Origin of the sequence: Pseudomonas sp. L13, from assembly GCF_009935965.1 — a bacterium.
Lineage (GTDB): Bacteria > Pseudomonadota > Gammaproteobacteria > Pseudomonadales > Pseudomonadaceae > Aquipseudomonas > Aquipseudomonas lactis.
The window spans coordinates 142,308-167,788 of record NZ_QODJ01000004.1 but is presented as its reverse complement, the minus strand read 5'-3'; the positions used below and the strand labels follow the sequence as shown (position 1 = coordinate 167,788).

Sequence of the window (25,481 nt, the reverse complement as noted above, 5' to 3'; positions counted from 1 at the left end):
CTGCTCATTGCAACGCCCAGAAGCCCAGCCGCCCAAGGCTGGCGGCAAGTTTCAGGCGTGATGTCTGCCAGTCGGCAAGCGCCTGGATATGTTGGTTTTCGGCATTGGCATAGGCCGTCAGTGCATTGAGTAGCTCGATCATGCTACCGATCCCTGAGCGATAGCGTCCCTGCACCACATCCAGGCTCTGTCGCGCCTGCTCCACCAGTTCACTGGTGCGCGCCAGGCTTTGGGTCTCGATACTCAGCGACTGATAATTATCCCACGTCTCCAGTGACACCCGTTGCTCGATGCTGGCCAGCTCCGCCTCGCTTGCCTCCTGACGGGCAAGGGCTCCACGAGTCTGATAGGTGCGCCCAAAACCCTCGAAGAGAGGAATACGCAGTTGCAACCCAATGCTGCGGTCGAGCACGCGAGTATCCCCGCCAAACTCCTGCACCTGATCGTTATAGCTACGGGACAGGTTGGCGGTCAGCGCCACGCTGGGGCGTCCGGCTGCACGGCTTTCATCCACCGATGCCTGTGCCGCGCGCAGGCGGGCCTGGGCCGCAAGCAGTGAAGGATGCTCGCGTCGGGCTTGAGCCAGCAACTCGTCAATGGCTTTTACAAACCCTGTATCGGGCCTGACTTCCAGCTCGCTGGCCAGGTGCAACGGCGTGTCGGGAGGCAGCCCCATGCGCACGGCAATGACTCCCAGGGCGTTGCGTAACGCCCCCTCCCTGCGTACCTGGTTCAAACTTGCCTGGGAAAATGCAGTCTGTGCTTGCAAACGATCGGAAAGTGCAGCTGCGCCTGCTTTATATTTGGCGTCAGCCGCTTCCAGGTTTTGTGCCGCCAGCTCCGCGACCTGGCGTGCTGCAACCAGACTGCGCCGTGCGGCCAACGCGTTGTAATAGGCTTGGGCAGCCAGGGTGAAGGTGTTCTGCAATGTCGCATCCTGACTGGCATTGGCGGCCAGCAGCAGTTGCTGTGCATTGCGTAGCGCCGCACTACGGCGACCAAAATCAAACAGCACCCAACTCAACTCCAGGCTACCACTGTGCCCGCGACGGCTGCCGTTTGCCGATTGCTGTGGAAAGTCCTGACTGTCTCTGTCCATATAGCCGAGGTTTTTATCGATGCGCCCATCAAGGCGCGGTAAATAGGCCGAGCGACTGACCCCTACCTGAGCCGCCTGGGCCTTGGCACTCGCCCAGGCAAGACGGGTCTGCGGATCACCGCAAAGGATGCGTTCAATCGCGTCCTCCAGCGTCAACTCCCCCGAGGGAATCTCCACAGTGCATGCAAGGTTACGCCCATGCATGTCATAGGCCGCCTGTGTCGATATCTCATGCGCAGTACCAAACACATCCGGTTCATAGGCATCGGCACAGGGTAAAACGCCAACCAGCCCCAATAAAAACCCCGAGAGCCTACGCATCAAATTGCGCTCCAGGAGCGGCGCCAATAACCGGGTGTAGGTGCTCACTCCTTAGCACCTTGCCCTGCCCCATGACGATTATCCGGTCCGCCGAGGCGATGGTTTCTGGCCGGTGGGCAATCATAATGCGAGTAATACGCAACGTTTGAATAGCGTCGTTCACCCGCTGCTCGCACTGCACGTCAAGGTGGCTGGTAGCTTCATCAAGCAGCAGAATACGCGGCCTCTTATAAAACGCTCGTGCCAGCATCACCCGTTGTTTCTGGCCGCCGGAAAGCACCGTGCCCATGTCGCCAACCAAGGTGCTATAGCCCATGGGCATGTGGATGATGTCGTCGTGTATGGCCGCCATTGCTGCACACTCTTGCACCCAGGCAAGGTCCATATGCGCGTCAAAGAAACTGATATTTTCCGCCAGTGAACCGGCAAACAACACGTCATCCTGCAGCACCGTGCCCACCAGCTCGCGCAGGCCGTCCAAGCCCAATTGCGACAGGTCCAGGCCCGCCACGCGGATATGCCCCTCCTGCGGCGGGAGAATGCCCAGCAGGACGTTAAACAACGTACTCTTACCGCATCCCGAAGGCCCAATGATAGCGACCGACTCCCCTGCGTTCACACGCATATCGAGGCTGTCGAGTACCCAGGGATCTTGATCCGAATAGCGATAGCGCAGCCCTGTTATCTCAATGCTTGCCTCACGCTCGCGCAGACTGTCCGAGTCGATATTGCTCAGATTGTCCTCCGGTGAATGGAGCACAATATCGGCTAGGCGCTCACCCTGCAGCTGCAGCATGCGCAATTCGAAAAACTTGTCGATGAGGCTGGCGACACGGGTGTCGAATTGCGTCTTGTAAGCCATAAAGGCGATTAACACACCGACCGAGAACTCGCCGTCCATCACCATGGTTGCGCCAAGCCAGATCACCAGCAAATTCTCCACGCCAAAGAGCAAGCCATTGAGCTGCTGGTAAAAAAGCTGCAACTTTTGCGTGCGCAGCCCGGCGTTAATCTGCGACACCAGCAAGCCAAGCCAAACGGAGCGCCGTTCATCCTGACGCTGGAACAACTTCAACGAACGGATGCCGCGTGCAGTCTCAAGAAAGTGGCTCTGTTGACGTGCTGCGTGGACAATTTCTTCTTCGGTGGCATTGCGCAACGGCCGATACCAGATCCAGCGTCCCAGTGCGTACAAACTCATGACCACAATGGCAATCGCCGCAAGGCGCGGACTGTAAAGCAGCATCATCCCCAGGGTGGCGATGGCCATCAAACCGTCCAGCACCGCTGAGAGAAAGGCCGTCGTCAGGGTTTGTTGAATGTTGTTCACCGCACCAAAGCGCGAGACTACATCGCCGAGATGGCGCTTCTCAAAATATTGGGTGGGCAGGCGCAGCAGGTGCGTGAAAACGTTGGCCTGCCATTGCACACTGAGTAGCGTCCCCATATGGATCATGACCCACGCACGCACCCCGCTGACGGCTTGCTGCATCAGCAATAGCAAACCAAACCCCAAAGCCAGCGTACTCAGCAAATCACGATCATCACTGACGATGACGTGGTCCAACGTCCATTGCAGGAAGAACGGGCTGATCAGCGAAAACACCTCCAGCACCACAGCCAACAGCAACACCTGCGCCAGTGAGCGATAAAGCCCGGTGACCTTGCCCATCATCCTCCACAAGTGAATTCGCGCAGGGTTTTCCTGTGTTTCAAAGCCGCTGTCGGGCCACAACTCAAGGGCGACCCCAGTGAAGCACTTCGAGACTTCATCCAGGCTTAACCGACGAATCCCCATGGCTGGGTCGTGCACCGTCACGCCACGCGAGTCCACAGCCTGCAACACCACAAAGTGGCTGAAATTCCAGTGCAGGACACACGGCAGTTTCAGCTCGCTGAGATTATCCAGCTCCAGCTTCAACGCACGCGTACCCAATTGCAATTGATGGGCCGCCTGGATCAACTGACGCAATGACATGCCCTTGAGCGAAACATTGAAGCGTCGACGCAGGTCAATCAGGTCGCTGTGATAGCCATGAAACCCTGCGACCATCGCCAAACAGGCCAGGCCACATTCGGTGGCTTCGGTTTGCAATACCAACGGCAAGCGGCGCCCAAAGCGCAACGCGAGTGTGTCAAGAAAAGCCATGAGGTGTGTTCCTAGAGTTTGCCGGTCAAGCTGTACAACGGTTCAAGTACCCACTCGTATAAACGGCGGGTGTCTTGCAGGACATCGGCTTCCAACAGCATGCCGCTCTGCAATGGTCGAGGTTCGCCATAGGCGAGTGCTGTCTGCACGTCCAGTTGGATGCGCAAGCGGTAGAACTGCTCGCCATCCCGAGCCAGGCCAGGCACGCTCCCCGCCATGCTCGCCAGCTCCGTGGAGGCAATACTGGTACGGGAGATGGACTGGACGCGACCGCGGTACTGACCAAATTTCTGATAGGGGTAGGCTTGATAGCGGATGAGTACCGAGTCCCCTGGCTTGATGAAACCAATGGCTTTACTCGGTGCGTAAAGCTCCGCCTGTAGCGGTGTATCGGCCGGTACTATGCTTAGCAGCGGGCGTGAGCTATCGACGGTTTGCCCGACCTCAGCCAGTACCGCGGTGGCAACTCCGGCTTCCGGTGCAGTGACCAACAGGTTGCGTTTGGCTTCACTTTCCGCCAGTTCCTGCTCGACCATCGAATGCTGGCGTTGTACTTCGGCCAGTTGATTGGCCTGGCGGTTCTGCAAGCCGGCCAATTCGGTTCGACTTTCGGACAACCGTTGTTGCAGTGACGTACGCTCGCGCTCCAGTCCTTGCAGGCTCTGGCGCTGCCCCAAAAGATCGCCCTGGCGTTGTTGGAGCTGGTCCATGGAAATGTAACCTTTGTCCATCAACCCCTGATAACGCCCGGCCGCATCACTGGCTAGCGCGACTAAACGGCGCTGGCTGTCAGCCTGTTCCACCAGGGTCGCCAACTCACGCTGTAGGCTGACAACCTTGCTGGTCAGGCTGTCACGTTCGCCAGTCTGTAAGTCACGCAGCTTTTCCAACTGCTCGCTCAGCGAGTCCCGGCGCTGGCGCAATTGTTGGCTGATCCCCGCCTGCACAGGTCCGGCATCACCTCCGTAGCGTTCACTGCCGAGGCTCAGCAGCTTCTGACCACGTTGAACTGCCTGGCCTTCACGCACGAATTTTTCAAGCACGATACCGGATTGAGGGACATACACTTTCACCTGCCCGCTGGTCGGGACCAACTGCCCGGTCACCGTGCTGCGCTTGGTGTAACTGCCCAGGAAAAGGAAGCCGATCACCACCACCGCGATGGCCACCGCCATCCAGGTGAGCACCGTGAAAGACGTCGGGCGGATCATGACGATCTCGCCCAGCCACTGCAGTTTTTGCGCCTCGACCGCTTTAGTGCGGAATAATGGCTTTTCGAGAGTCATTTTTTCTTCAATCGTTTACGCGGTTAGCCACGGCTCACTGGTAAGTAATGGTGATCATGGCTGAGGATTTACCGATGCCAGCGCTCACAGTGGGCGCGGTTTTGATAAAGGCGGCTTGAAGTGCAAACGCAAAGTCATTCGCGGGCGCGACACTGTTTTTGATCGGCAGATTCAAATTCACGGGCGTGCCGGTTTGGGTCATGATCTGCACGCCGAGGCCTTTTGCTCCTGAACTGGGATCAAGGGAAAAAATGCCATTGTCGGCGTTCAACGCCGTGAAAACCGGGTCGAGCCTTATCCCTACATCTGGGGTACGGTTGATACACTTGACCCTGACGACAAAGGGCACGGCGGGAGACTTATCACCCACATTTGTGAAGATTGAAGACGCGTGCCTTCCCAGGCTCACATTGAGATCGCTGGTACTGCAGGTCGCAGCGGAGGATCGCAGGTTGCCGTTCCAGCTTATATTCCAGATTTGATGTTCTCGCCCTCCCGCCACCACGTAGTAGCCAATGTTTGCAATCAATATGGCTCTTAATTCGAACGAACCGAGCGTTGGACTCATTTTTACGAGCTCAAATGTCAGCGTGTTTTCACCGGCGTAAGTCAGCGAGAGCGGACCCGACGGCAACGGCAGGCTTTCGCGGGGTTCTTTAATATACCGCCCGTCCGGCCCCTTGATCCGCACACCTAATCCGGGAACGGCAGTCCTTAATATTTCAGGCGTATAGGTTCCGTAAGCCGCGTTGTTAAAAAACCAATACCTTGATCTCACCTCATTGTCAGAGCATGTGAGATAAGGCGTCGAGGTATTAGACGCGAACATAACCGTTTTTGTATAAATGACGCCGCCCACACTGGCATTGGGTGAAACCGGAATACCGCCTTCCAGCGAAATGGTTTGTGCAGGCTGGGTAACATTCGTCGGATTACAGACACTAAAGGCTTGCGGTATCAAACCGATAGAACACAAGACAAACAAAGCCAGCCTTAAAAAAACAGACCTGAATTCATCTTTGGGTCTGTAGCCCTCAGTTTTGTTTCGCGAACTGTTTTTTTTGTTCATTTCAATGGTCATCTGTTGCGTAAAAGTGAGAGAGCAACCTTGTGTTACACCGAATCAAAATGCGCAGGCGCCTGAGCGCCCGCGCACCTAGTCATTAGAACCAAGGCTTCCAAAGACCATCCCACAAACCTCTCAAAGCGGAGGTCACGCCCACGGTGACCGAGGCCACGGCAGCCCCAAGCCCCAAGTTACCCGTGCCCAGTTGGGCGCCGGTCTTGGTTCCTTGATACAAGCCATTGCCAAATCCCGTCAGCGCATCAACAAGCCCGGCACCCGAAACGGCGTCGATTTCGTTACAGTTAAGATCCTGCATTGCATTAACCCCTTAAACTTATATTAATTAGAACACCGTAGAACTGTCTGGGTGTTACCACCAGCCACCAAACAGACCATCAAAAAAACCCTTCACTCCGGCGCCAATACCTACGGTAACCGACGCAACAGCAGAGCCAATTTCACCGCGGCCAATTTGGGCACCCTCAATAGTCCCTGACTCCATACCGTAGATCAGCCCCTGAAGAGCGCCGAAAATCCCGGCACCCGAAACAGCTTCAACTTCTTGGACATTTAGTTCTTGCATGGTATTACTCCTTCAGTATTTAAAATAACGACACTTGTCGCATGTGTGTTACAGGCAAACTACATTCGCCACTGCAACTATTTTCCGCGATCCTTGCTCTTGTTTTATAGACAACCGCGCCCCTAGTAACACGCCATTACGTTGTCCTAATGATCACGACTATTGGGCTTAAACTCTTTAATGGATGGTCACGCACTGCGCGTTTACCGTTTGTAATTGCGCACTGGCTTTTTGCTTTTCCATCACAGGCGGCAACTGATAATTCACCTGACAACGCTGCTCGGGCTTTTCGCCCCATCTCACTGTCAACGCACCACTCTCAGGAACACCTCGTACATACAGACGGCTGGCCTGGCTCACCATGCCGACACTTTGTCCTTGAGCATCGAGAACATCAGCGGCGAACGGCAACGTATCCCCTTGAGGCCCTAGCGCATGGATCAATACGGCTCGGCCTTTGACAGTTGCGAACTTGACCTTTACCACCGCCCCCGCAAACGGTGCGACCTGCTGGCTGCTGTTTTGCAGCTCAACACTGCTCGGCAAACCTTGGGGGTCGAGTTCAACGGTGTTCGAGCTATAAGGGGTCAGGTAGGGAATCGCGGCGTACCCCTGTCCATCCACCCGTACACCTGAAGAGTTGACCACACGTGCTCCCTTAGCGGCATCGGCTTCGACAAGTGCCATTGTCTCGCCCATCTGCGGCGAAAACGTGACCCCTTCGCTGTGTGCCACCAGCGCGCCACTCATCCCAACGGATGCTTGCTTATAGCTGCTGCTGTGCCCGTAAGATCCCTTCAGCGTTGTGACCGGGCTACGATATTGCACGTTTGCCGAACCGCTGTTGCCCATCTCATCACGTGTATCGCGAGCGGCCGTTACGCCGTAGTCAAAATTGCTGTCGCGACCCGCAGTCCCGCTCAAACCCACTTGAGTGTTGGTATACCCTTGGTCATTACGCGTGACCATGCTTCTGAGCGAAGGTGAATGCCGCCCGGAGCCCAATGGCAAAGAGACACTCAAGTAATATTCTTTGTTCGTACGACCGATGACGTCCCGTGTACGCATGACGGACAGCGAATACCCCATACTGCCCCAGTGGTTGTTATAGGCAATTTGATACTGCGTATCGTCGCCACCACCGGCCCAATAATTACGCTTGAAGCCGGTGGCGGACACCGAACCAAAAGAATCACCCAAGGGCTGCGTAATGGTCAGCTGGAAGCTATTGCGTTGACGACGCAAAGCCTGGCTTTGGGCAAAATCCCGCGCTTGCTGGGTCAGACGCAGATCAAGAGGACCATCGAGTGAATCGCGTGCAGGCACAAAGTCATCGAAGTCCAGCCTCCGATTCTTCGCGAACTCACGTTGACTTAAGGCATCGCGCAAACTCAGATAACCGGACGTCGAATAACGGTACGCCGCTATCGATAAATTGGTACCGGACTCACTGAGCAACTTGCTATAGCCAAGCTTTAAACTTTTTCCACTTTCTGTACTTTCACCCGGTATTTCTGTGCGCGCATGGGTCACGTCCACAGAGAATGCCCCGTAACCCGTGTTGAATGCTCCCCCCAGTTGCGCTGCTCCATACCCATCGCTGGCAACCAGACCACCGTAACCCGTAAACAGGTTCGTGAGACCTCGCTGTAACGTCGCCTGGAACAAGTAAGGATCATCGTCTAGAAAGTCCTCATTAAGCTGCCCCAGCGTGAGGCTGTAACGTGAGTTACCCGCACGCAGCGATTGCGCGACTGACGCATAAGGCACACTAAAACCGTGCACGCGCCCATCGGCTTCAATGATCTGGACATTCAGGTCGCCGCCGTAACCTGTCGAGTAAAGATCATTGAACTCGAACGGCCCGGGGGCCACTGGCGCGTGATAAATCAAAATGCCGTTTTGGCGAATTTCCACCAATGCGTTGGTACTGGCGACACCTCGTACTACGGGAGCATAGCCACGCAGTGAGTCGGGTAGCATTCGGTCATCAGTGGCCAACTGAACGCCACGAAAACCCACACTATCAAACAGCTCACCGCTGGTATTGGTTTCTCCCACCGTCAATTTACTGGTCCACGGTGCAATATTACGCTGCGCATACGTTGCGACTCTTTGCCATTGACGGCCCAGGTCACTTTGCCACGTCACTGACGATACATGACGAAACTGCCAATCACCGACATTCAAACCCGCACTGAGCCCCAGATAAGTTGATGTAGTGTCCAGATTATCACTGCGCATCTCGTAGCTATTTAAGTCATAGCCTAAGATCCCGGCGGTAATGCCTCGATCCCAATACTTTGGATCGACATAACCGCGTGCGGAACGACGCATCGAAACTTGTGGCACGCTCAAATCCAGGCGTAAATCGGAGGAGTCGAAACTGGCCAGCGCACTGGGTACCCACTGATCAATCACTTGACAGGCTGTATTGGCAGCCTCACCCACCTGCAATTTACTGGTGTCTATCGCCATACGCTCAAGTTGTTCAACCCTGAAACAAGGCTCCGCATTTTTCTTACCTGAGGCTATTCTGAAGAGCACACTCTCGCGTCCGATCCAGAGGCCATTGACAAACATGTCAACACTGTAGGTTCCTGCGGCGACAGGGTTGCCATTGGCAAAACGAGAAACATCCACCGGTTCCTTGCCGAAAAAGAACTTACTATTGAAGCTGACATCCGATGCTGGTTCACCCGGTAATTCAGCCACCGCGCTCGCCCCCCCTGACAGGGTGCAGATTACCACCGCCACTTTCGACAACCGAAAACCGGCCATTACTAAAACACTGCTCATTAATCGCCAGCAACTATGTGTCTGACTCACAACCTTTAACATATCCATAACATCGTGAATCCTTCCTTACAAGCCGCCAGCCAACTATTGCTCTAGTTTTTTCTTATGGATTTCAACCCCGCCATAGTCGTTGATGGCTGTATAGTCCACTTGAGTATCAGCGCCTGGTTTAACGAGTAGATCTGAAAGAGAAAAATTCGTTTGTCCACCAGGGCTGACCATGCCACCTTGTTTGGAACTATAGGCCCGGCCGTTCACTGTCATGCCGGCGCTGACAAGAGAAATGTAATAAGGTGTGGGATTGCTGCATTCCAGTGCCCAGCCGCCAGCCGCAGCTACGAGACGCCAGCGCAACTGTTCTGCAGCCTCAATCGACAGCCCGGGTAAGTTCGCGGGACGATAAAAGATCTTAATGCGCGATCTAAATGCCAGCTGAAGCTCATTTTCAGCAGCCTCTCCCGCTGTTGCTGGCGGAACTTCCAATACGTTCAGCCAAAACAACGACTCTTTGTTCTGTGGTAATTCAGCCCCCGTAAACATCAAGCGCAGGGTCTGCCCTTTGTTTGGGTCTACACGCGAAACCGGTGGCGTAAGCACAAAGGGTGCATCGCTTTGCTCCGGTAACTGGCTCGCGTCGCCAGTGTCGACCCACGCTTGTACAAGTGCCGGCTTGGCGCCCCCATTCGTCAGTTTAATAGACACATCGCGCGCGTTCGCGGGATACACAACTCGCGTGCCCGTGATGACAACATCGGCCTTCGCCGGGCCACCCAAACACACGAGCAGCGAAAGACTCCAGGCATATAAAAAGAAGTAACGTTTCATTTAAAATGCTCAGAAAACAAAGAATCCAATATAAAAACAAATTAAAGGCGTGATAGCTGACAGCTATCACGCCTTTATTGCATTACTGGTAAACGATGGTGTAGTTCACGCGGGATCTCACCCCACCCGCCGTGGCGCTACCCAACGAATAGTATTGAGCGTAGTAGTTGAGCGTTGCCCCACCGGCTACCAGATTCGACGACTTTGAGTTGTGCTGGGCAGAGCCCACACGAATATCAGTAGCATCGGAGTTCAATAGACCCACCTGAACATTGGTTGCCGTACCGGTACCACGGTCAACATTCAAGCGACCAGTCGTGGTATCGGTTTCAGCACCCGGCTCGAAATAGACAGCCACAGGACCCGTTAGTGGGTTGCAGTTAGTCAGTACAACATTGAACGCTGTGCGCCCAGCCCAAGAACCTGGGTTTACGAGTGCCGAGCTGGACACCTTCGGCAAGGTGACGGTGAAGTTTTGGCCAGTGCCTCCATTGATCGTGCAGGTCTGATCGGTGATTTCACCCTCAAAGTTGATAAGGCCATCTGCCGCGCTTGCAGTGGATGCTAAAAATGCAGAACCTGCAGCAACGATCAAAGCACCAAATACTGCTGTCTTTTTTAATTTCAATTTATTTTTCCTTAAATGATTTTTTCTTCAGCAAAGACCTGTCGTCGCCTCAATTCAATCGAATCGAATACAACTGAACAGCCCTATCCCCGAGGCTGAAAACTCGAATACAACGAGACAACGACAACAAGCAAAGCTAGGCTTGCAAGGTAATTAAGCCTAACGTGAACGAAGTATGCTGTAGGAAATTTCCCAGCGCTTAATTCCACAAAGCCCTCATCATATTCCAGCTTCTACGGCGCTGAGCACACGCACTCCAGATGGTCACTTTCTAGATTAATTTAGCGCGATCTTTGCAGAATTTAGGCCCGCGGTCACACCCCCCCTATGGATCGACCTATCACCTAGCAAACCATATAAAAAATTAGCATAGGAAATTTCTGAGCTTCGAGCCGCCTATTGGTCACTCAACATTTTCAATAACTACCGCTCGACTTTCAGCCTTTGAACAATCGCTATTTTATTATTTGTATCTTATCGCGACCTTTAAAACTGGTTATGGGGACATTCACACGTGACAGATATCGCTATTGATGCACGTACCGTTGATCGATCCGCTCTTGCGATTGCCAACGCTCAAGTAGCGCACGCGCATCCGTCAATGCATGGTGTTGAGATGCTCCAACATCCGAAGCCAGCTCAAACAGCGATAGCGAGCGCGCGATGACATTGCCGGACCATTGCCGCCCTGCCACCGCCAATTGGCAAAAGAACGGCCAGTCCCACTGTGGAGCGTCAGTGCAGACAATCACTGATGGCCCAAGCCCCTTCAAAAAGCTGATCACTTCACGCTGCGCCGCCTCCCATTGGCGAGCCCACTGCTCTGGTTCCAATTGTGACAATACGTGCTCCCGCACAAACGGGCTGCATTGCTCTAAAAGCGCATGGAGCCGTCTCGTGGCAGCCCATACGAAGCAGCAGCGTGATCAGCATCACCGTCGCGGAACCGCGCCATCAGTCGTGGCGACACCCGCGCCAGCTTCATGCGTCGCGTCACCACCAACGGTGATACGCCAAAGCACGCCGCTACTTGCTCTACCGAATGCCCTTCCTCGATCAGCTTGGCAAACGCTTCAAATTCCTCCGCCGGGTGCATGGGCACCTGATGCCGATTCTCGGCCAAGCTGATCAACAGTGCCTGCTCAGTCCCACCACCAGCACGGGCACCGGTTGATTTTCCGGCCAATCCCCTGAGTTGACCAACTGCCCCATGGCTCGCCAGCGCCGCCCACCGCCACAGACGGCAAAACGCCCACGTGCACGCGGCACGACGATCAGGTTTTCAAGCAGCCCTAGCGCCTTGATCGACGCGGTGAGTTCCTCCAGACCAATCTGCGCCGTCCCTTGCGCAGGGCGTGCCTGATAGGTGGGGGACAGGAACAGTTTGTTGTAAGGCACAGTCTGGCGTGGAGCCTCAGCCACCAGCGCCGCGAATTGTTGTTTCGACAGTTTCAGGAACCGCATGGATGAGTAAAGGCATCAAGATGTTGTCGGCAGTGGATGCGCAGGGCGTTTCCTATACCGTCGATGAGTTGCAGACACGCTACGAAAACGCACAGAGCATCCCTATCCTATTCTGCGATGACGATAAATGCAGACATGCCGTGCGGTTCGTCAAATGGCACACACAGGATCGCAAGAACCGCGTGGCGCCTGTTCAGGTGCCGGCCTATATCGGCTTGAGCCGAGGCTCGGAGCATGTGCTGGGCTGCCGTTACGATGCCCCCGGTCGCCTGAAGTTGATTCTGGCAGCGGCTTCAGACCCCAATTTCATGCACGCACTCGACGACGGCAAGCGTGAGTTGCGCCTGCTGATCCTGCATCAGGGGCTGCAAGACCTTACCGCCTCCGGCAATGCCGCTACTCCAGCACCGCCACCACCCGGCAGTACGGCCGCACAACGCCCCACCGGTTTTCGCGCAACCAAGGAGCAGTTGGACAGCTACCTGCGCACCACCACCGACTTGCTGGCCCTGCGTGCCGCCTGCGAGGACGACGAACTGCTGGCCGCGAATCTGACGTTGAAGCTGGGCAAGCACACCATCGCCTGGCATGACTTTCTCTACGAATCGGGCCGCTACGACGAAGTGTGGGACAAACTGGCGCCGGACAGTGAGTACGAATTGCCCTTGGCGCTCATCGGCACCGTCCGATCGCACAAGGCTCCGCCTGCTGGAGCGACCTATACCACCACCTATCTGAACTGCGAATCGCAGCTCAATCGCACTGACGACCCGAATCGTCGTGAATACTTTGAAGTCAGTGTCAGCCACGCCGAAGATGAGTGGCTGCGGCAATTTCTGGTGGATTCGCAGCTCATCATGTTTGGCCTGTGGAAACGGGGTGCCACCAGCACGTCGCGCAAACCGCACCCGTACGATGAAAGCCGGGTAATGACGTATGTCACCCACAAACTCCGGCTGTCGCCAATGTCCAAACGGCAGTTGGCGGCTCTGCGCTGAGCACTGCATCTTCACCAGCCTGACGCGAAAACCATCGTCAATATCGCGCTGTTTTACCCCTGGCGCGTGTCGAGCGCTTGAGCCCGTCGCTCATCAGGTTCTATGCTGACTGGGCTACTCGCAGGCATCGTGCCTGCCCAGCCTTCAGCCGCGCTCCGGTGCCCTGAAGCCCAGCCCTGCTGGCGTCGCAGTCGTCACCTGCCTTTTCGTGTGCCACTTGCCGGCCCTTCGGGGCCGACAATGAGTCATAGGCTCCTCCTTGAGCCTGAGTCACTGCGATCCGTCTGTGTCGGTGTTTAGCCTTCATCAAAATGTCAGCGCGCTTAAGGCTGAATGGCAATTACCCTTTACGAATTATCCGCTCAGCTCGCCATCATCGTTTACCAAAGGGCCAGGTAATAACTGATAATCAAACGATTCTCATCTATGTCACTGAGAAAGTTACTGCGCGTACTGGCGTTGCGAATCTTCAGCCCGAAGTCCTTGAGCGGGCCACTCTGGATGACATAACTCAGGTCGGTATTTCGCTCCCAGGTTTTACCTTCACTCAGGCCAGAGCCACGATCGACGTTGTCACCTGACACGTAACGGCTCATCAGGCTAAGGCCAGGTACACCTAGCCCGGAAAAGTCATAGTCATAACGCACTTGCCACGAGCGCTCATTCTGATTACCGAAATCATTGATTTGCAGCAAATTGATCAGCGCGTTATCTGCACCGTTTACGTAGGCAAATCCGGTGCTGCCACTCAGATGCTGATAACCAGCGCTGAGGTTGTGGCTACCCGACTCATAAGTGAATAACGCCCCCATGGCATCGTTATCCACATTGCTACCGCCGTCGTCGCTGGAGCGGGCGAACCGCAGATCGGATTTGAGCCTGCGCCCCTCCCCCAGCGGCCAGTGGTAAACCATGTTTAACAGGTGTTGTTTATAGATGCCCTCTAGGCCGCCATAGTAGTAACTGGTGACCCATTCCGGACGCCATTGATAGCGGCCGCCACCGAACAGAAACTCGTTGCTGCTTTTGGCCTGGCCTAGCGCAATGTTACGCTTGCCTACATTGAATACAGTCAGTTCCTCATTGTTTGAGGAGTTGCGCTGATTGACTCGATCTATACGCCCAAGATCAAGATTCAGATTATCGATCTCGTTGCTATTGACCCATGCACCACGAAAGGTTTGCGGTAACAAGCGACCGTCGTTACGCATCAAGGGTGGCAGAATGGGTTGAAGGGTACCGACCTTGAGAGTGCTTTTGGACGCGCGAAGTTTTGCTGTCAGGCCAGATTCACCGTACTCATCTTCAGCACGTGCTGACGCCTCGCTAGCATGCTTAAGGAGGCCAGTACCGGCTCGATCAGGGCTGGAATCCAGTTTGACACCTAGAAAGCCCACGGCATCAATACCGACTCCCAGCGGCCCCGCTGTGTAACCGGACTCGAAGCGCAGAATGAATCCTTGAGCCCACTCCTCTGCTTTATTTTGCCCGACGCCGTCCTGCCGGAAGTCTCGGTTCATATAAAAATTGCGCATACCGAGGCTGGCTTTGCTGTCATCCAAAAAAGCAGCAGTAGCGGACTCAGCAATACCTAAGGCAGCCCCCGAATAAAGGACATGAACGATGGACTTCAAGTTGCATAACATGACAATTTCGTCCTATGAGTATTTTTATTAGTGTTGTTGTTCTTATTTTTTGATTACTCATAAGCATCCGCTAGCTTGAAGAATCGTTACGACACTTTCCTACCGACCGCTCTTCCAGAGATAGCTGCCTACCAGGACGCCTATGCCGCATATAATCGCCATGTAGTAGGCAGGCCCCATTGGGCTTGCCTTGAGCAGTAGGGTTACGGCTATTGGGGTAAGCCCGCCAAAGATCGCATAGGCCAAGTTGTAGGAAAATGACAGCCCACTGAAACGGACTGCCGCTGGAAAGGCTTTGACCATCACGAACGGCACCGCACCAATAGTGCCTACAAACAAACCGGCCAGTGCGTACAGCGGGAACAACCGGTCGGGGTGGTCGAAGAGGCTGTGATAGAAGGTCCACGTAATGATCAGCAGCGCAGCGCTGCCGAATACAAATACTCTTCCGGCACCTAAGCGATCCGCCAGCGCACCGGAGGCCACGCAACCGAAGCAGAGAAATACAATCGCCAGGCTATTGGCTTGCAATGCAGTGGTCGCAGGAAAAAGGTAAATAGTTTGCAGCGTGGTCGGAGTCATCAGGATGACCACAATAATGGCGGCCGACAGTAGCCAGGTCAGCAGCATGGAGATCGCAATCGCCCCACGATGCTCTCGTAGCACAGTACGCAATGGCATTTCTTCGGCCAAGGCTTTGCGCAATTGCAGCTCGGCGAACACCGGGGTTTCATGCAACCAGCGGCGAAGATAGACCGCGAACAAACCGAAAACACCGCCAAGCAAGAACGGGATCCTCCACGCGTAATCGGACACCTCACTTGGGGTGAAGAAGCTATGGATTAGCGTCGCAACCAGCGAACCGAGCAGGATCCCGGCGGTCAGACCGCTGGTCAGCGTGCCGCAGGCGTAACCCATGTGTCGTTGCGGCACGTGTTCGGACACGAAAACCCAGGCCCCCGGAACTTCACCCCCAATCGCCGCGCCTTGAATCACCCGCATGAGCAATAGCAACATTGGCGCCCAAATACCGATCTGCGCGTAGGTCGGCAGTAAGCCCATGATCAATGTGGGTACGGCCATCATGAAGATGCTCAAGGTGAACATCTTTTTACGTCCCAACAGATCGCCAAAATGCGCCATGACGATACCGCCCAACGGGCGAGCAAGATAACCAGCAGAGAATATGCCGAAAGTCTGCACCAGGCGCAGCCATTCCGGCATGTCGGGCGGGAAAAATAGTTGACCAACTACGGCGGCGAAAAATACAAAAATAATGAAGTCGTAAAACTCCAGCGCACCGCCCAGAGCAGAGAGTGATAACGTTTTATAGTCATTGCGGGTCAGTGGGCGTGCGGGTTGCTCGGTGATCGAAGGCATAAGGGTCATCGGAACACTTCTCTTATAATTAGAAAGATTAAAACCCCTGCACCACCGACCGGCTCTTGCGACCTCAGCACAGCGCGCTATAAGTAAATGAGGTAGGCAACCAGATAGCTACAATCGGCAACGCAGCGGTCCCCCACACTTTTTGGGAAGCAGAACCTAGCGCCTCATAACGTGGGCGTACAGTGGTAACTGTATTCACCTTAGTGGGATGAATACAGGCCAATTACGCTAGAGATATATAAAAGAGAAATGGCTTTCTGTAGGAAATTTCCGAGAGATAAAATTTCCTCGTTCAGAAATTTTAGCACGCCATGTCTCAGACCTTATCTATCATCGGGTTGGTGCCTCGGCCCCAGCTACCCGCTAGCACAGGCGATGACGGCACCGTAGACAGGGATGGAAAGCTTCCCACTGTGTTCGCGCTTAAGACGGATGCGGACGTTGGCGATGGGGTCGAAGCTGATGCTGCCTAGCAGCAGGCATTAGCACAGGCACAAAACCTCGCCGCCACTATGTGCGTTCGCTGCATGGCTTAAGGTTGTGTCAATTTTCACGATCATGACTAGTCGCCGAGAAACATGCCATTAGCATTCGAGGCCGTTTTAGGCACCGTTTGGATAGCATCCCAATGTTCGATAATTTTTCCGTTTTCCAGCCGGAAGATTTCAATAATTGCCAGCGTCACCCCCTCGTCACGACCAGTATTTTTGACGTGTAAAATAACAATTTCTCCATCGACAAAAACCTGTTTTACCTCGCTCCTGGAATCTGGAAAGTGTTGCTTGAGGAACGACACAAACTTCCGGAAGCCTTCAGGCCCATCTTCACCATTTGGGTTGTGTTCGACGTATCGCTCACCAAGGTAGGGCGCTGCTTTATCGAAGTTTTTCTGGTTCAGCCCCTGTTCAAAGAATTCCAGCACTTTTCGCTTGTTCTCCTGCTCCTGCTCAGTGTAAGCCGCTTGAGCATGGCCAGCGAACAAAAAAGCCAGAGCTAAAAACCCAATATACTTTTTCATAAAATACACTTCGTCTAGAGAGAGATTCGTTCATACCCTACCGGCATCACAGCCCCCAATGGATTTTCATTTCAAATGATTTCCGCCGACTACGCTGATTAACAACCCTAACTACGATATTGACAGTACACACAGCCAAGTCAGGGTGTGCCGCTACATCCCGCTATCGTGTAGGAGCCCCATTCATTCTTTTCGTACAACACGCTGTAATTTGATGTGGGGAAATCATATTTCCTTGATACGGCGACTGGTCTTCATAGATTCAGATTTTCAATGCATGAAAAAAGACAAACAATTGGAAGCCAATGACAAAGAAGACGCCTGTTTCTGCAGACCTGTGAAAGCAGATGGAGGCTACAACGCAACAGAACACTCGCCGCTGTCCGTATTGCCGTTTCGTTATCCGAAACGCTAAGAAAGCCCGGGCTCAGAAGCCTCGGCGAACACTTCAGCCAGCCAATCGACAAACACTCGCACCCTTGGCGACATGTGCCGGTTGTGTGGGTAAAGCACCGAAACCGGCATCGACGGCGGGGGCGTATCGGTGAGAATTTCCTGCATCACGCCCTGAGCAATCAGCTCGGCCATCCGATAATGGGGGCATTGGATGATCCCCAATCCAGCCACCGCACTGGCGGAGTAAACCTGCGCACCAAATACCGATAGCGCTCCTTCGATCTGCACCTCCTGCAACTGGCCATCAACTATAAACTCGAAAGGAAACAGCTTCGCGGTGGTGCGGGAAACATAGTTCACCGCACGGTGTTCGACCAGGTCAGCCAGGCTTTTGGGTACACCATATTTGCGCAAGTAAGCGGGGCTGGCGCAGGTCACCTGACGCAACGTCGCCACCCGCCTGCCGACCAGTGCCGAGTCCCCCAAGTTGCCAGCCCGCAGCACGCAGTCCACACCTTCGGCGATCAGGTCGACAAAGCGGTCCGCCTCGCTGATGGAAAGTTCGATTTCAGGGTAGCGTGTCATGAACTGTGGCAACGCCGGAATCACAAAATACTTGGCCAGGGTGCCGTGCAAATCCACCCGCAATCGGCCCGTGGGAGCCACGGTACGGAAGGCCAGTTCCGCCTCTTCCAACTCCAGCAGCAACTGTACGCAGCGTTGGTAATAGGCCTCGCCATCCAGGGTCGGACGGACCCGGCGGGTACTGCGTTCGAGCAAGCGGGTGCCGAGCCAGGCTTCGAACTGGTTGAGGGTGTGAGTCAGCGTGGCACGGGGCAAATTCAAATCATCCGCTGCCAGGGTAAAGCTGTTGCGCTCGTAAATCCGCACGAACACTTTCATCGCTTTGACTTGATCCAAGCTGTGCTCCCCCGAACCGATTGTTGGTGATTATTGAACAGTCAAGATAACTCTGGCGCATTTATCGGCCTGGGTAAACATGTGAACCTGCCGCCACACCCAGCAACCCACCAAGGAAACCCCATCATGACGACTCAAGTTGCAATTATTACCGGCGCCTCCCGTGGCATCGGTGCCGTTATCGCCAAACAACTCGCCACTGATGGTTATGCCGTCGCGATCAATTATGCCAACAGCGCCACTGAGGCCTCCAAGCTGGTGGTCGAATTGCGCCAGGCCGGCCACCAAGCCATAGCGATCCAAGGTGACGTGGCCAGCCCTGCGGACATCAAGCGCCTGTTCGACGAAACCGAAGCGCAACTGGGCAAGGTCGATGTGCTGATCAACAACGCCGGGATCCTCAAGATGTTGCCATTGGCCCAGCACAGCGATGAGCTGTACGACCAGAACTTCAACATCCACACCCGTGGCACCTTCAACGCCCTGCGGGAAGCCGCCACCCGCATGAACGACGGCGGGCGCATCGTCAACTTTTCCAGCAGCACCGTTGGCCTCAACTTCCCGGGTTACGCGGTGTACATCGCCAGCAAGGCGGCCGTGGAGTCCCTGACCCAAGTGTTCGCCAAGGAAATGCGCGGTCGGCGCATCACCGTCAACGCCGTCGCACCCGGCCCGGTTGCCACCGAACTGTTCCTGCACGGCAAAAGTGAAGAGCAGATTCAGGCCCTGGCCATGATGCCGCCCCTGGAACGCCTCGGCCACCCAGAGGATATCGCTCGCGTGGTGTCGTTCCTAGTGAGCCCGGCCAGTAGTTGGGTCAACGGGCAGATCCTGCGGGCCAACGGTGGGCTCGTTTAATCCGTGTATTCGATCGAAAGAGTTACGTTCATGAGTCATCCTAACCCCGCTGCTCACCCTGGCAGCCAATCGAAGTGGATGTTCACCCTTGTGCTGCTTGCTGTCGCTTATCAGGTGAGCCAGTTGCGTTGGCCCCGCCTCCAGAGAGCGAGGACATTTGCGTTACGACCCTCTGCCAATCCGATCACTGCTTGGCATGTTGCACCTGAGCTTCAGGCATCATCGAAGAATGGTGATTGAGAATCTTCCATTGACCGCCGACCTGTTCGTAGACAAAGGTATAGCGCGCCTGCACCTGACGAATCTTGCCGGTCGGCTCGGTCAGGGTAAAGGTGTAGACGCCGCTGTCCACAGCCACGTTGCTGCCCAGCTGGCTGATCTCACGGTAGTTGATCTGACCCACCGGCTTGAGCGCCATGAAGTGATCAAAGTAGTCCTTGATCTGACCCGGCGTAGTGCGCACCTGATTGGACATCGTGGGTTGCAACACGGCATCCGGCGCATAGAGTTCTATCACCGCTTGAACGTTACCGGTCTGCAGCGTGCTGTTCCAACGGTCAAACAAACCGGCAATCTCACGTTCCTTCACATCGGAAGGAGGTTGGGCCACAGCACTGTAGACATACGCAGACGTCGGCGCAGCTTGAACAAACGGCGCGCTCATAGCAAAAAACAGTGCGATTACCGGGATGTTGAATTTCATTGCGATACTCCAGTGATGATCGTTGAGCACACTTTGCCAACCCGCCAGCTACCCGACATCGGCCAACCGGGTTCATTTATCTATGCCATTTGGCAGATGGCACCCGGTACCGTTAACAAGGTTTAATGGCCTCCCCTGCGCCCGTGGCGCCTGTACCAATGCCGGAGCCAACGCGTGCAAAACCAGTCACATAATCCCGGTAGCGCACTGGCCATCCGCACCCAATATCGACAATCCGAGAGTCGCGCGGCGCGCCTGCGGTTGTTGGTGCATACCGGGCAGGAGTTGACCCGCCTGGCCCCGGACGCCATGCGCGAGCGCGTGCTAGCGCGAGCTTGCGCCTTCCTCGCGATGGACCACGGGATGCTGCGGGAGTGGGACGCCGACGGGCGCATCCGCACCACCGCCCTGCATGGCAATAGTGATCGCCTGAGCAGCCTGCAGGTTGCCGCCGACCAGACAATGTGCACGCCGCGCTGGCTGGACCGTCCGGGAGAATCCTTGCCCAACGTGCTGCAGGTGCCGCTACGCGGTGGCGACGGGAACGCCTTTGGCGCCCTGGTGCTGGCCAACAGCGTGAGCCTGCGGGCGCCGGACAACGAAGACAGCGAATCCATGCAACTGCTCGCAACCCTGCTGGCGGCGCACCTTGAAAATGACCGATTACTGATGGCACTCAAAGCCAGGGATCGCACCCTCTCGGACCTGGTCAACCGGCTGTTTTGCGCGCAAGAAGACGAACGTAAACACGTGGCCTATGACCTACACGACGGCCTGGCCCAAACCCTCGCCGGACTGCACCAGCGGCTGCAAGGTTTTGCCGGCCGCTGCCCGACACTGCCGGACACCCTAGGGGCAGACCTGCAGGCAATTCTGGCGCTGGCCCAGCATTGCGTGGTTGAAGGCCGGCAACTGATCAGCGGCCTGCGCCCGACGGTGCTCGACGATTTCGGATTGCTCAAGGCCGTTGATAAAGAAGCCGATCGGTTGCGAGAAACTGGAATCAGAGTGCACTGGCTCGCGCGTTGCGAGCTGCGTTTTTCCAGTCAGGTGGAGATCGGTTTGTTCAGGATCGCCCAGGAAGCGATCAACAACATCCTCAAACATGCGCACGCCAGTCAGGTAAAGCTGGCACTGGAACTGCACAAAGGCCAAGCCTTGCTGCGGGTGGAAGATAACGGCAAAGGTTTTACTGCCATCGAACAACCACTCGCCACCGAAAATGCTCGACATCTGGGCCTCGCCACCATGCAGGAGCGCGCCAGCCTGTTGGGTGGACGCCTCACCTGCGTCAGTGCAATCAACGGCGGCACCCAACTGCACATTGGCGTGCCCGCGAACCAGGATGGCCCCGCACAATGACCGACGTGCTACGTCTCGTGCTCGCTGATGATCATGAAGTCACCCGCACCGGTTTCGTCGCCTTGCTAGCGGGTCACCCGCAATTCGAAGTGGTCGGCCAGGCCCGCGATGGTCAGGAAGCCGTCGAGCTGTGCGAACGGTTGCTCCCGGATATAGTGGTCCTCGACATCCGCATGCCGTTGCTCAACGGCTTGGGCGCCGCACGCCTGCTTCAACAGCAATTGCCTACCCTGAAAGTGGTGATCTTCACCATGGACGACAGCCCCGACCATTTGGAAGCGGCCATGAGTGCCGGTGCCGTCGGTTACCTGCTCAAAGACGCCAGCCGCGACGAGGTGATCGACGCCCTGCAGCGAGTTGCTGCCGGTGAGGAAGCCCTCAATAGCTCCGTCAGCGCCCGCCTGCTAAGACGCATGACCGGCCGCAATGCGAGTGGCGCGCCCCCCGCAGCAAATCTCACTGTCCGAGAGCGCCAGGTGCTTGGGTTGGTGGCCAACGGCATGAGCAACCGCCTGATCGGTGAGAAACTGGGTATTACCACCGGCACGGCAAAAGCTCACGTCGAACGGATCATCGGCAAACTCGGAGCGGCGGATCGAACCCAGGCCGCGGTCCGTGGCATTGCTCTGGGCCTGGTGACTCAACCATGAAGGTGTTCTATGCCCGGCGCTGGATCGACCTACCGCTAAGGGGCAAGGCCTTGGTGGTAATTTCCCTTCCCTTGATAATCTTGCTGCTATCACTGGTGTTGATCTACATCACCGAGCGCCAGACCGCCCGTGCCGAAGAAGACGTACGCCGGGTATTGCTGGTGCAAGGCGATATCCAGACCGTGCACACCTTGCTCGCCGAAGCCGCCGCCAGCGTGCGTGGTTATCTGCTTACACGTAGGGAGGATTTCCTACCGGGTTATCTGAAAGCCAAGCCACTGATCGAATCGGCCCTGCGCCGCCTCGACAGCAGCGTGCGTGATGAGCGCGTGCGCGCACAACTTACCGCCATCACGCCGCTGATCAACAGCAAGCTCGATGGGCTGGAGCAAATGCTCAGTGAGCGCAAGGCGAACTCCGAGTCGATCACCACTATCCTGATCAATAACAAATACATCCTCGATGAATTGCGTGAGCACATCAGCACCATGCTCATCCTTGAAGACACGTTGCTGGCCGAGCGTACTGCGGCGGCATACGCGACCCGTCAGCGGCTGCTGCTCTCAACCTTGCTGGCCGCCCTCTGCGGACTATTGGGTGCCATCGTGGCGGTTCTGTTTTTGTCCAAAGGGATTGTGGCCAGGGTGCAGCAAGTCCAGGGCAATGCCCAGCGACTGGCCCTCGGGCAACCGTTGCGGCCGCAACCACCAGAGAACGATGAGATCGGCCAGTTGGGTACTCGTCTGGTGGAGGCCGGTTTACTGCTGGCTGAACGCGAGCGAGCGTTACGTGACAATGAAGAACGCTTGCGGCTGATCATCGACGGCGTGAAGGACTACGGGATCTTTGCCCTCGATACCCAGGGTTATGTCACCAGTTGGAACGCCGGCGCCGAGCGGATCAAGGGCTATACGGAGCAGGAAATCATTGGCCAGCACTTCTCGATGTTTTACCTGGCGCAGGAGTGCCCGCAGCATCCCGAAATGGCCTTGCGTGAGGCCACTCGGGACGGGCATTACATGGAAGAAGCCTGGCGTTGCCGCAAGAATGGCAGCCGCTTCTGGGCCAGCGTTGTGATCACCGCGCAATACGACAGCAGCGGCACGTTGCGCGGGTTCTCGAAAATCACCCGGGACATTACCGATCGCCGCGCGGCCGAGATTGCGTTGCGCACCGCCCGCGAAGAGGCCGAGCGCGCCAGCCGGGCAAAAAGCGAATTCCTGTCGCGCATGAGCCACGAACTGCGCACCCCGCTCAACTCGATCCTGGGCTTTGCACAACTGCTGGACATGGACTCGCTTCCTGGGCAACAGGCGCAGATCAGTCACATTCTGCGTGCTGGCCAGCACCTGCTGACCCTGATCAATGAAGTATTGGACATTGCCAAAATCGAAGCCGGACGCCTGCCGCTGGACATCGAATCCGTGCCCTTGGCAATCGCCTTGCGAGAAGCCTTGGCGCTGGTGTCGCCGATGGCCACAGATGCTGGCATCCATCTGGCACCGCTGCCAATCCTGGCCGCTGACAGCGGGATCGTTGCCGACCGACAACGCCTGACTCAGGTGCTGCTGAACCTGCTGTCAAACGCCATCAAATACAACCGGCCTGCGGGTCAGGTAAGCATTGAGGTCAAGATTGATCAGCAACGAGTCGCCGTGTCGATCAGCGATACCGGCAAAGGCATTGCGGCTGATCGCCTGGTTCGACTGTTCAAACCGTTTGAGCGCCTGGAGACCGACCCGAATGTGGAAGGCAGCGGCCTAGGTCTGGCGTTGAGCAAAAGCCTGCTGGAAATGATGAACGGCAGCCTGACCGTGCAAAGCCAACCCGGCGCCGGTTCCCGATTTACGCTGGAGCTACCGTTTGTAAGCGTGCAGGAAGCCGCCGGGACAGTCGCCGCATCGTTAACTAATCGACCGCTAGCCCCTGCTCCTTGCCCCGAAGTTCAAGGCAAGGTGTTGTGCATCGAAGACAACCTCTCCAGCCTGGCGCTCATCGAAACCGTGCTGCAACGCCGGCCTGGAATAAAGCTGCTCTCAAGCATGCAGGGGCAATTGGGGCTCGATCTGGCCGCCAAACATACCCCACAGCTTATCCTGCTGGATGTCTCGCTGCCTGACATCGACGGACTGAACGTTCTTGAGCGCTTGCGTCAATCCGCATCCACCCGATCCACTCCAATATTAATGATCACCGCCGACGCCAGCGACCTCACCCGCCTGGCCTTGAGCGAGGCTGGTGCGACCGCCGTGCTGACCAAACCCATTCACATTCCTTCGTTCCTTGCCCACCTCGACCAGCACTTTCCGGAGCCTGTGTGAACACCGACCTGCGCATTCTGATCATCGACGACAAACGCGCCAACCTCGATCTAGTGGAGCAATTGCTGGTACGTGAAGGGCTGACCAACGTGCTGAGCAGCACCCAACCGCTGCGGACCCTGGAACTGTTCAACAGCTTCGAACCGGACCTGGTGATTCTCGACCTGCACATGCCCGAGTTCGACGGCTTTGCCGTGCTGGAACAACTCAACCGGCGTATCCCAAGCAGCGAGTACTTGCCGATCCTGGTGCTCACCGCCGACGCCACTCGCGACACACGCTTGCGCGCCCTGGCCCTGGGAGCCAAGGACTTCATCAGCAAACCACTGGATGCGCTGGAAACCATGCTGCGGGTGTGGAACCTGCTGGAAACCCGCGTGCTTTACAAGACCTTGCGCACCCTGGTACCAGCGGATCAGATCGATCTGCTGCAAAGACGAGGTTCAACATCATCACGCTGAATGCCCGCCCGCTGGCGACCGCTGCTGCTCCTGCGTGTTATGCCACGCCTCCTTCGGGATTGGACCTACGACCGCATCGCGCGCAATCGCTATAAGCTCTTCGGGATGTACGACACCTGCCTGCTGCCGGACCCTGATCATGAACAGCGCTTCTTGAAGGATCAGCCATGAATAACTTGGTGCGTATCAACTGGATCGCCCGGGGCGGCCTGGCGTTCATGTTTGCCTACCATGGGCTAGTGCCAAAGCTGCTGTGGCTAAGCCAAGGTGAGCGGGCAATGATCCAGGCGCACGGGATCGAACAGGTGCAGCTGTTCGCTACGCTGGCGGGGATTGGTGAGATTGTCCTGGCGGCATGGATACTGCTTTCGCCACGCAGTGCCTGGCCGATTGCACTGGCTGCGGGTGCGCTGGCAGCACTGCTAGTGGATGTAGCGATATTGAGCCCGGCGATGCTCAGGGAAGCGTTTAATCCGGTGTCGCTGAATGTGGCGGGGTTGGCGTTGTGTGCGGTGGCTTGGAATACCCAGCCCTGAGC

General features: G+C 56.0%; 24 protein-coding genes and 1 pseudogene. 8 read left to right on the top strand and 17 right to left on the bottom strand.

Annotation, left to right across the window (positions count from 1 at the left end; translation table 11 throughout):
• Positions 1-4: 4 nt before the first annotated feature.
• The 12 genes from DK871_RS04575 to DK871_RS04520 form a co-directional block, all read right to left on the bottom strand.
• The gene (locus DK871_RS04575) at positions 5-1,420 is read right to left on the bottom strand and encodes a TolC family protein (RefSeq protein WP_161904131.1); all 1,416 of its coding nucleotides are present in this window, start codon (positions 1,418-1,420) and stop codon (positions 5-7) included.
• Positions 1,413-3,569 carry a peptidase domain-containing ABC transporter gene (locus tag DK871_RS04570; protein WP_161904130.1) on the bottom strand — a complete coding sequence of 719 codons (2,157 nt, stop codon included), beginning with the start codon at positions 3,567-3,569 and terminating at the stop codon, positions 1,413-1,415. The genes DK871_RS04575 and DK871_RS04570 overlap by 8 nt, the downstream gene beginning before the upstream one ends.
• 11 nt (positions 3,570-3,580) lie before the next feature.
• Positions 3,581-4,855, bottom strand: a complete 1,275-nt coding sequence (locus tag DK871_RS04565) for an HlyD family secretion protein (protein ID WP_161904129.1) — start codon at positions 4,853-4,855, stop codon at positions 3,581-3,583.
• A gap of 34 nt (positions 4,856-4,889) precedes the next feature.
• Positions 4,890-5,924 (bottom strand): fimbrial protein, encoded by a 1,035-nt coding sequence (locus DK871_RS04560; protein ID WP_161904128.1) that lies wholly within the window; start codon positions 5,922-5,924, stop codon positions 4,890-4,892.
• 94 nt (positions 5,925-6,018) lie between these two features.
• On the bottom strand, positions 6,019-6,237 hold the full coding sequence (locus DK871_RS04555; protein ID WP_161904127.1) for a hypothetical protein: 219 nt from the start codon (positions 6,235-6,237) through the stop codon (positions 6,019-6,021).
• A gap of 54 nt (positions 6,238-6,291) precedes the next feature.
• The gene (locus tag DK871_RS04550) at positions 6,292-6,504 is read right to left on the bottom strand and encodes a hypothetical protein (protein ID WP_078822012.1); all 213 of its coding nucleotides are present in this window, start codon (positions 6,502-6,504) and stop codon (positions 6,292-6,294) included.
• 177 nt (positions 6,505-6,681) lie between these two features.
• Positions 6,682-9,351, bottom strand: coding sequence for a fimbria/pilus outer membrane usher protein (locus DK871_RS04545; RefSeq protein ID WP_218581309.1), 2,670 nt, complete (start codon positions 9,349-9,351; stop codon positions 6,682-6,684).
• 36 nt (positions 9,352-9,387) lie between these two features.
• Positions 9,388-10,128, bottom strand: coding sequence for a molecular chaperone (locus tag DK871_RS04540; protein WP_161904126.1), 741 nt, complete (start codon positions 10,126-10,128; stop codon positions 9,388-9,390).
• A gap of 82 nt (positions 10,129-10,210) precedes the next feature.
• The gene (locus DK871_RS04535; protein WP_161904125.1) at positions 10,211-10,756 is read right to left on the bottom strand and encodes a fimbrial protein; all 546 of its coding nucleotides are present in this window, start codon (positions 10,754-10,756) and stop codon (positions 10,211-10,213) included.
• A gap of 527 nt (positions 10,757-11,283) precedes the next feature.
• Positions 11,284-11,598 (bottom strand): hypothetical protein, encoded by a 315-nt coding sequence (locus tag DK871_RS04530; RefSeq protein WP_161904124.1) that lies wholly within the window; start codon positions 11,596-11,598, stop codon positions 11,284-11,286.
• A gap of 32 nt (positions 11,599-11,630) precedes the next feature.
• Entirely contained in the window at positions 11,631-11,888 is a 258-nt protein-coding gene (locus tag DK871_RS04525; protein WP_161904123.1) for a hypothetical protein, read from the bottom strand.
• Complete coding sequence (locus tag DK871_RS04520; RefSeq protein ID WP_161904122.1) at positions 11,885-12,220, bottom strand: ParB/Srx family N-terminal domain-containing protein; 336 nt, start codon at positions 12,218-12,220, stop codon at positions 11,885-11,887. The genes DK871_RS04525 and DK871_RS04520 overlap by 4 nt, the downstream gene beginning before the upstream one ends.
• A 2-nt stretch (positions 12,221-12,222) precedes the next feature.
• Here DK871_RS04520 and DK871_RS04515 point away from each other — a divergent pair, with 2 nt between their 5' ends.
• A complete protein-coding gene (locus DK871_RS04515; RefSeq protein WP_161904121.1) occupies positions 12,223-13,218 on the top strand; it encodes a hypothetical protein in 996 nt (331 codons plus the stop codon).
• A gap of 380 nt (positions 13,219-13,598) precedes the next feature.
• Here the strand turns inward: DK871_RS04515 and DK871_RS04510 are convergent, their stop codons facing one another.
• From DK871_RS04510 to DK871_RS04495, 4 genes are all read right to left on the bottom strand, one after another.
• Complete coding sequence (locus DK871_RS04510; RefSeq protein WP_161904120.1) at positions 13,599-14,864, bottom strand: OprD family porin; 1,266 nt, start codon at positions 14,862-14,864, stop codon at positions 13,599-13,601.
• 99 nt (positions 14,865-14,963) lie between these two features.
• Entirely contained in the window at positions 14,964-16,244 is a 1,281-nt protein-coding gene (locus DK871_RS04505; protein ID WP_375139729.1) for an MFS transporter, read from the bottom strand.
• Positions 16,245-16,815: 571 nt separating this feature from the next.
• Entirely contained in the window at positions 16,816-17,271 is a 456-nt protein-coding gene (locus DK871_RS04500; protein ID WP_161904118.1) for an ester cyclase, read from the bottom strand.
• Between the two features lie 411 nt (positions 17,272-17,682).
• Complete coding sequence (locus DK871_RS04495) at positions 17,683-18,588, bottom strand: LysR family transcriptional regulator (RefSeq protein ID WP_161904117.1); 906 nt, start codon at positions 18,586-18,588, stop codon at positions 17,683-17,685.
• A 126-nt stretch (positions 18,589-18,714) separates the two neighbouring features.
• Between DK871_RS04495 and DK871_RS04490 the strand changes: the two genes are divergently transcribed.
• Positions 18,715-19,446, top strand: coding sequence for an SDR family oxidoreductase (locus DK871_RS04490; RefSeq protein WP_161904116.1), 732 nt, complete (start codon positions 18,715-18,717; stop codon positions 19,444-19,446).
• Between the two features lie 184 nt (positions 19,447-19,630).
• Here DK871_RS04490 and DK871_RS04485 read toward each other — a convergent pair whose 3' ends face one another.
• Complete coding sequence (locus DK871_RS04485; RefSeq protein ID WP_161904115.1) at positions 19,631-20,149, bottom strand: SgcJ/EcaC family oxidoreductase; 519 nt, start codon at positions 20,147-20,149, stop codon at positions 19,631-19,633.
• 174 nt (positions 20,150-20,323) lie between these two features.
• Here DK871_RS04485 and DK871_RS04480 point away from each other — a divergent pair, with 174 nt between their 5' ends.
• The 6 genes and pseudogenes from DK871_RS04480 to DK871_RS04455 all read left to right on the top strand — a co-directional run bounded on the left by DK871_RS04480 (position 20,324) and on the right by DK871_RS04455 (position 25,479).
• Positions 20,324-21,511: a sensor histidine kinase gene (locus DK871_RS04480; protein ID WP_161904114.1), complete on the top strand. Its 1,188-nt coding sequence runs from the start codon at positions 20,324-20,326 to the stop codon at positions 21,509-21,511.
• The gene (locus DK871_RS04475) at positions 21,508-22,161 is read left to right on the top strand and encodes a response regulator transcription factor (protein WP_161904113.1); all 654 of its coding nucleotides are present in this window, start codon (positions 21,508-21,510) and stop codon (positions 22,159-22,161) included. Before DK871_RS04480 ends, DK871_RS04475 begins: the two co-directional genes overlap by 4 nt.
• Positions 22,158-24,482: an ATP-binding protein gene (locus DK871_RS04470; RefSeq protein WP_161904112.1), complete on the top strand. Its 2,325-nt coding sequence runs from the start codon at positions 22,158-22,160 to the stop codon at positions 24,480-24,482. The genes DK871_RS04475 and DK871_RS04470 overlap by 4 nt, the downstream gene beginning before the upstream one ends.
• Entirely contained in the window at positions 24,479-24,943 is a 465-nt protein-coding gene (locus tag DK871_RS04465; protein ID WP_161904111.1) for a response regulator, read from the top strand. The genes DK871_RS04470 and DK871_RS04465 overlap by 4 nt, the downstream gene beginning before the upstream one ends.
• A pseudogene (locus DK871_RS04460) lies at positions 24,944-25,114 on the top strand (DCC1-like thiol-disulfide oxidoreductase family protein); the annotation flags it as partial. It lies immediately after the preceding gene.
• Positions 25,111-25,479 (top strand): DoxX-like family protein, encoded by a 369-nt coding sequence (locus DK871_RS04455; RefSeq protein ID WP_161904110.1) that lies wholly within the window; start codon positions 25,111-25,113, stop codon positions 25,477-25,479. The pseudogene DK871_RS04460 and the gene DK871_RS04455, both read left to right, overlap by 4 nt.
• Positions 25,480-25,481 lie beyond the last annotated feature (2 nt).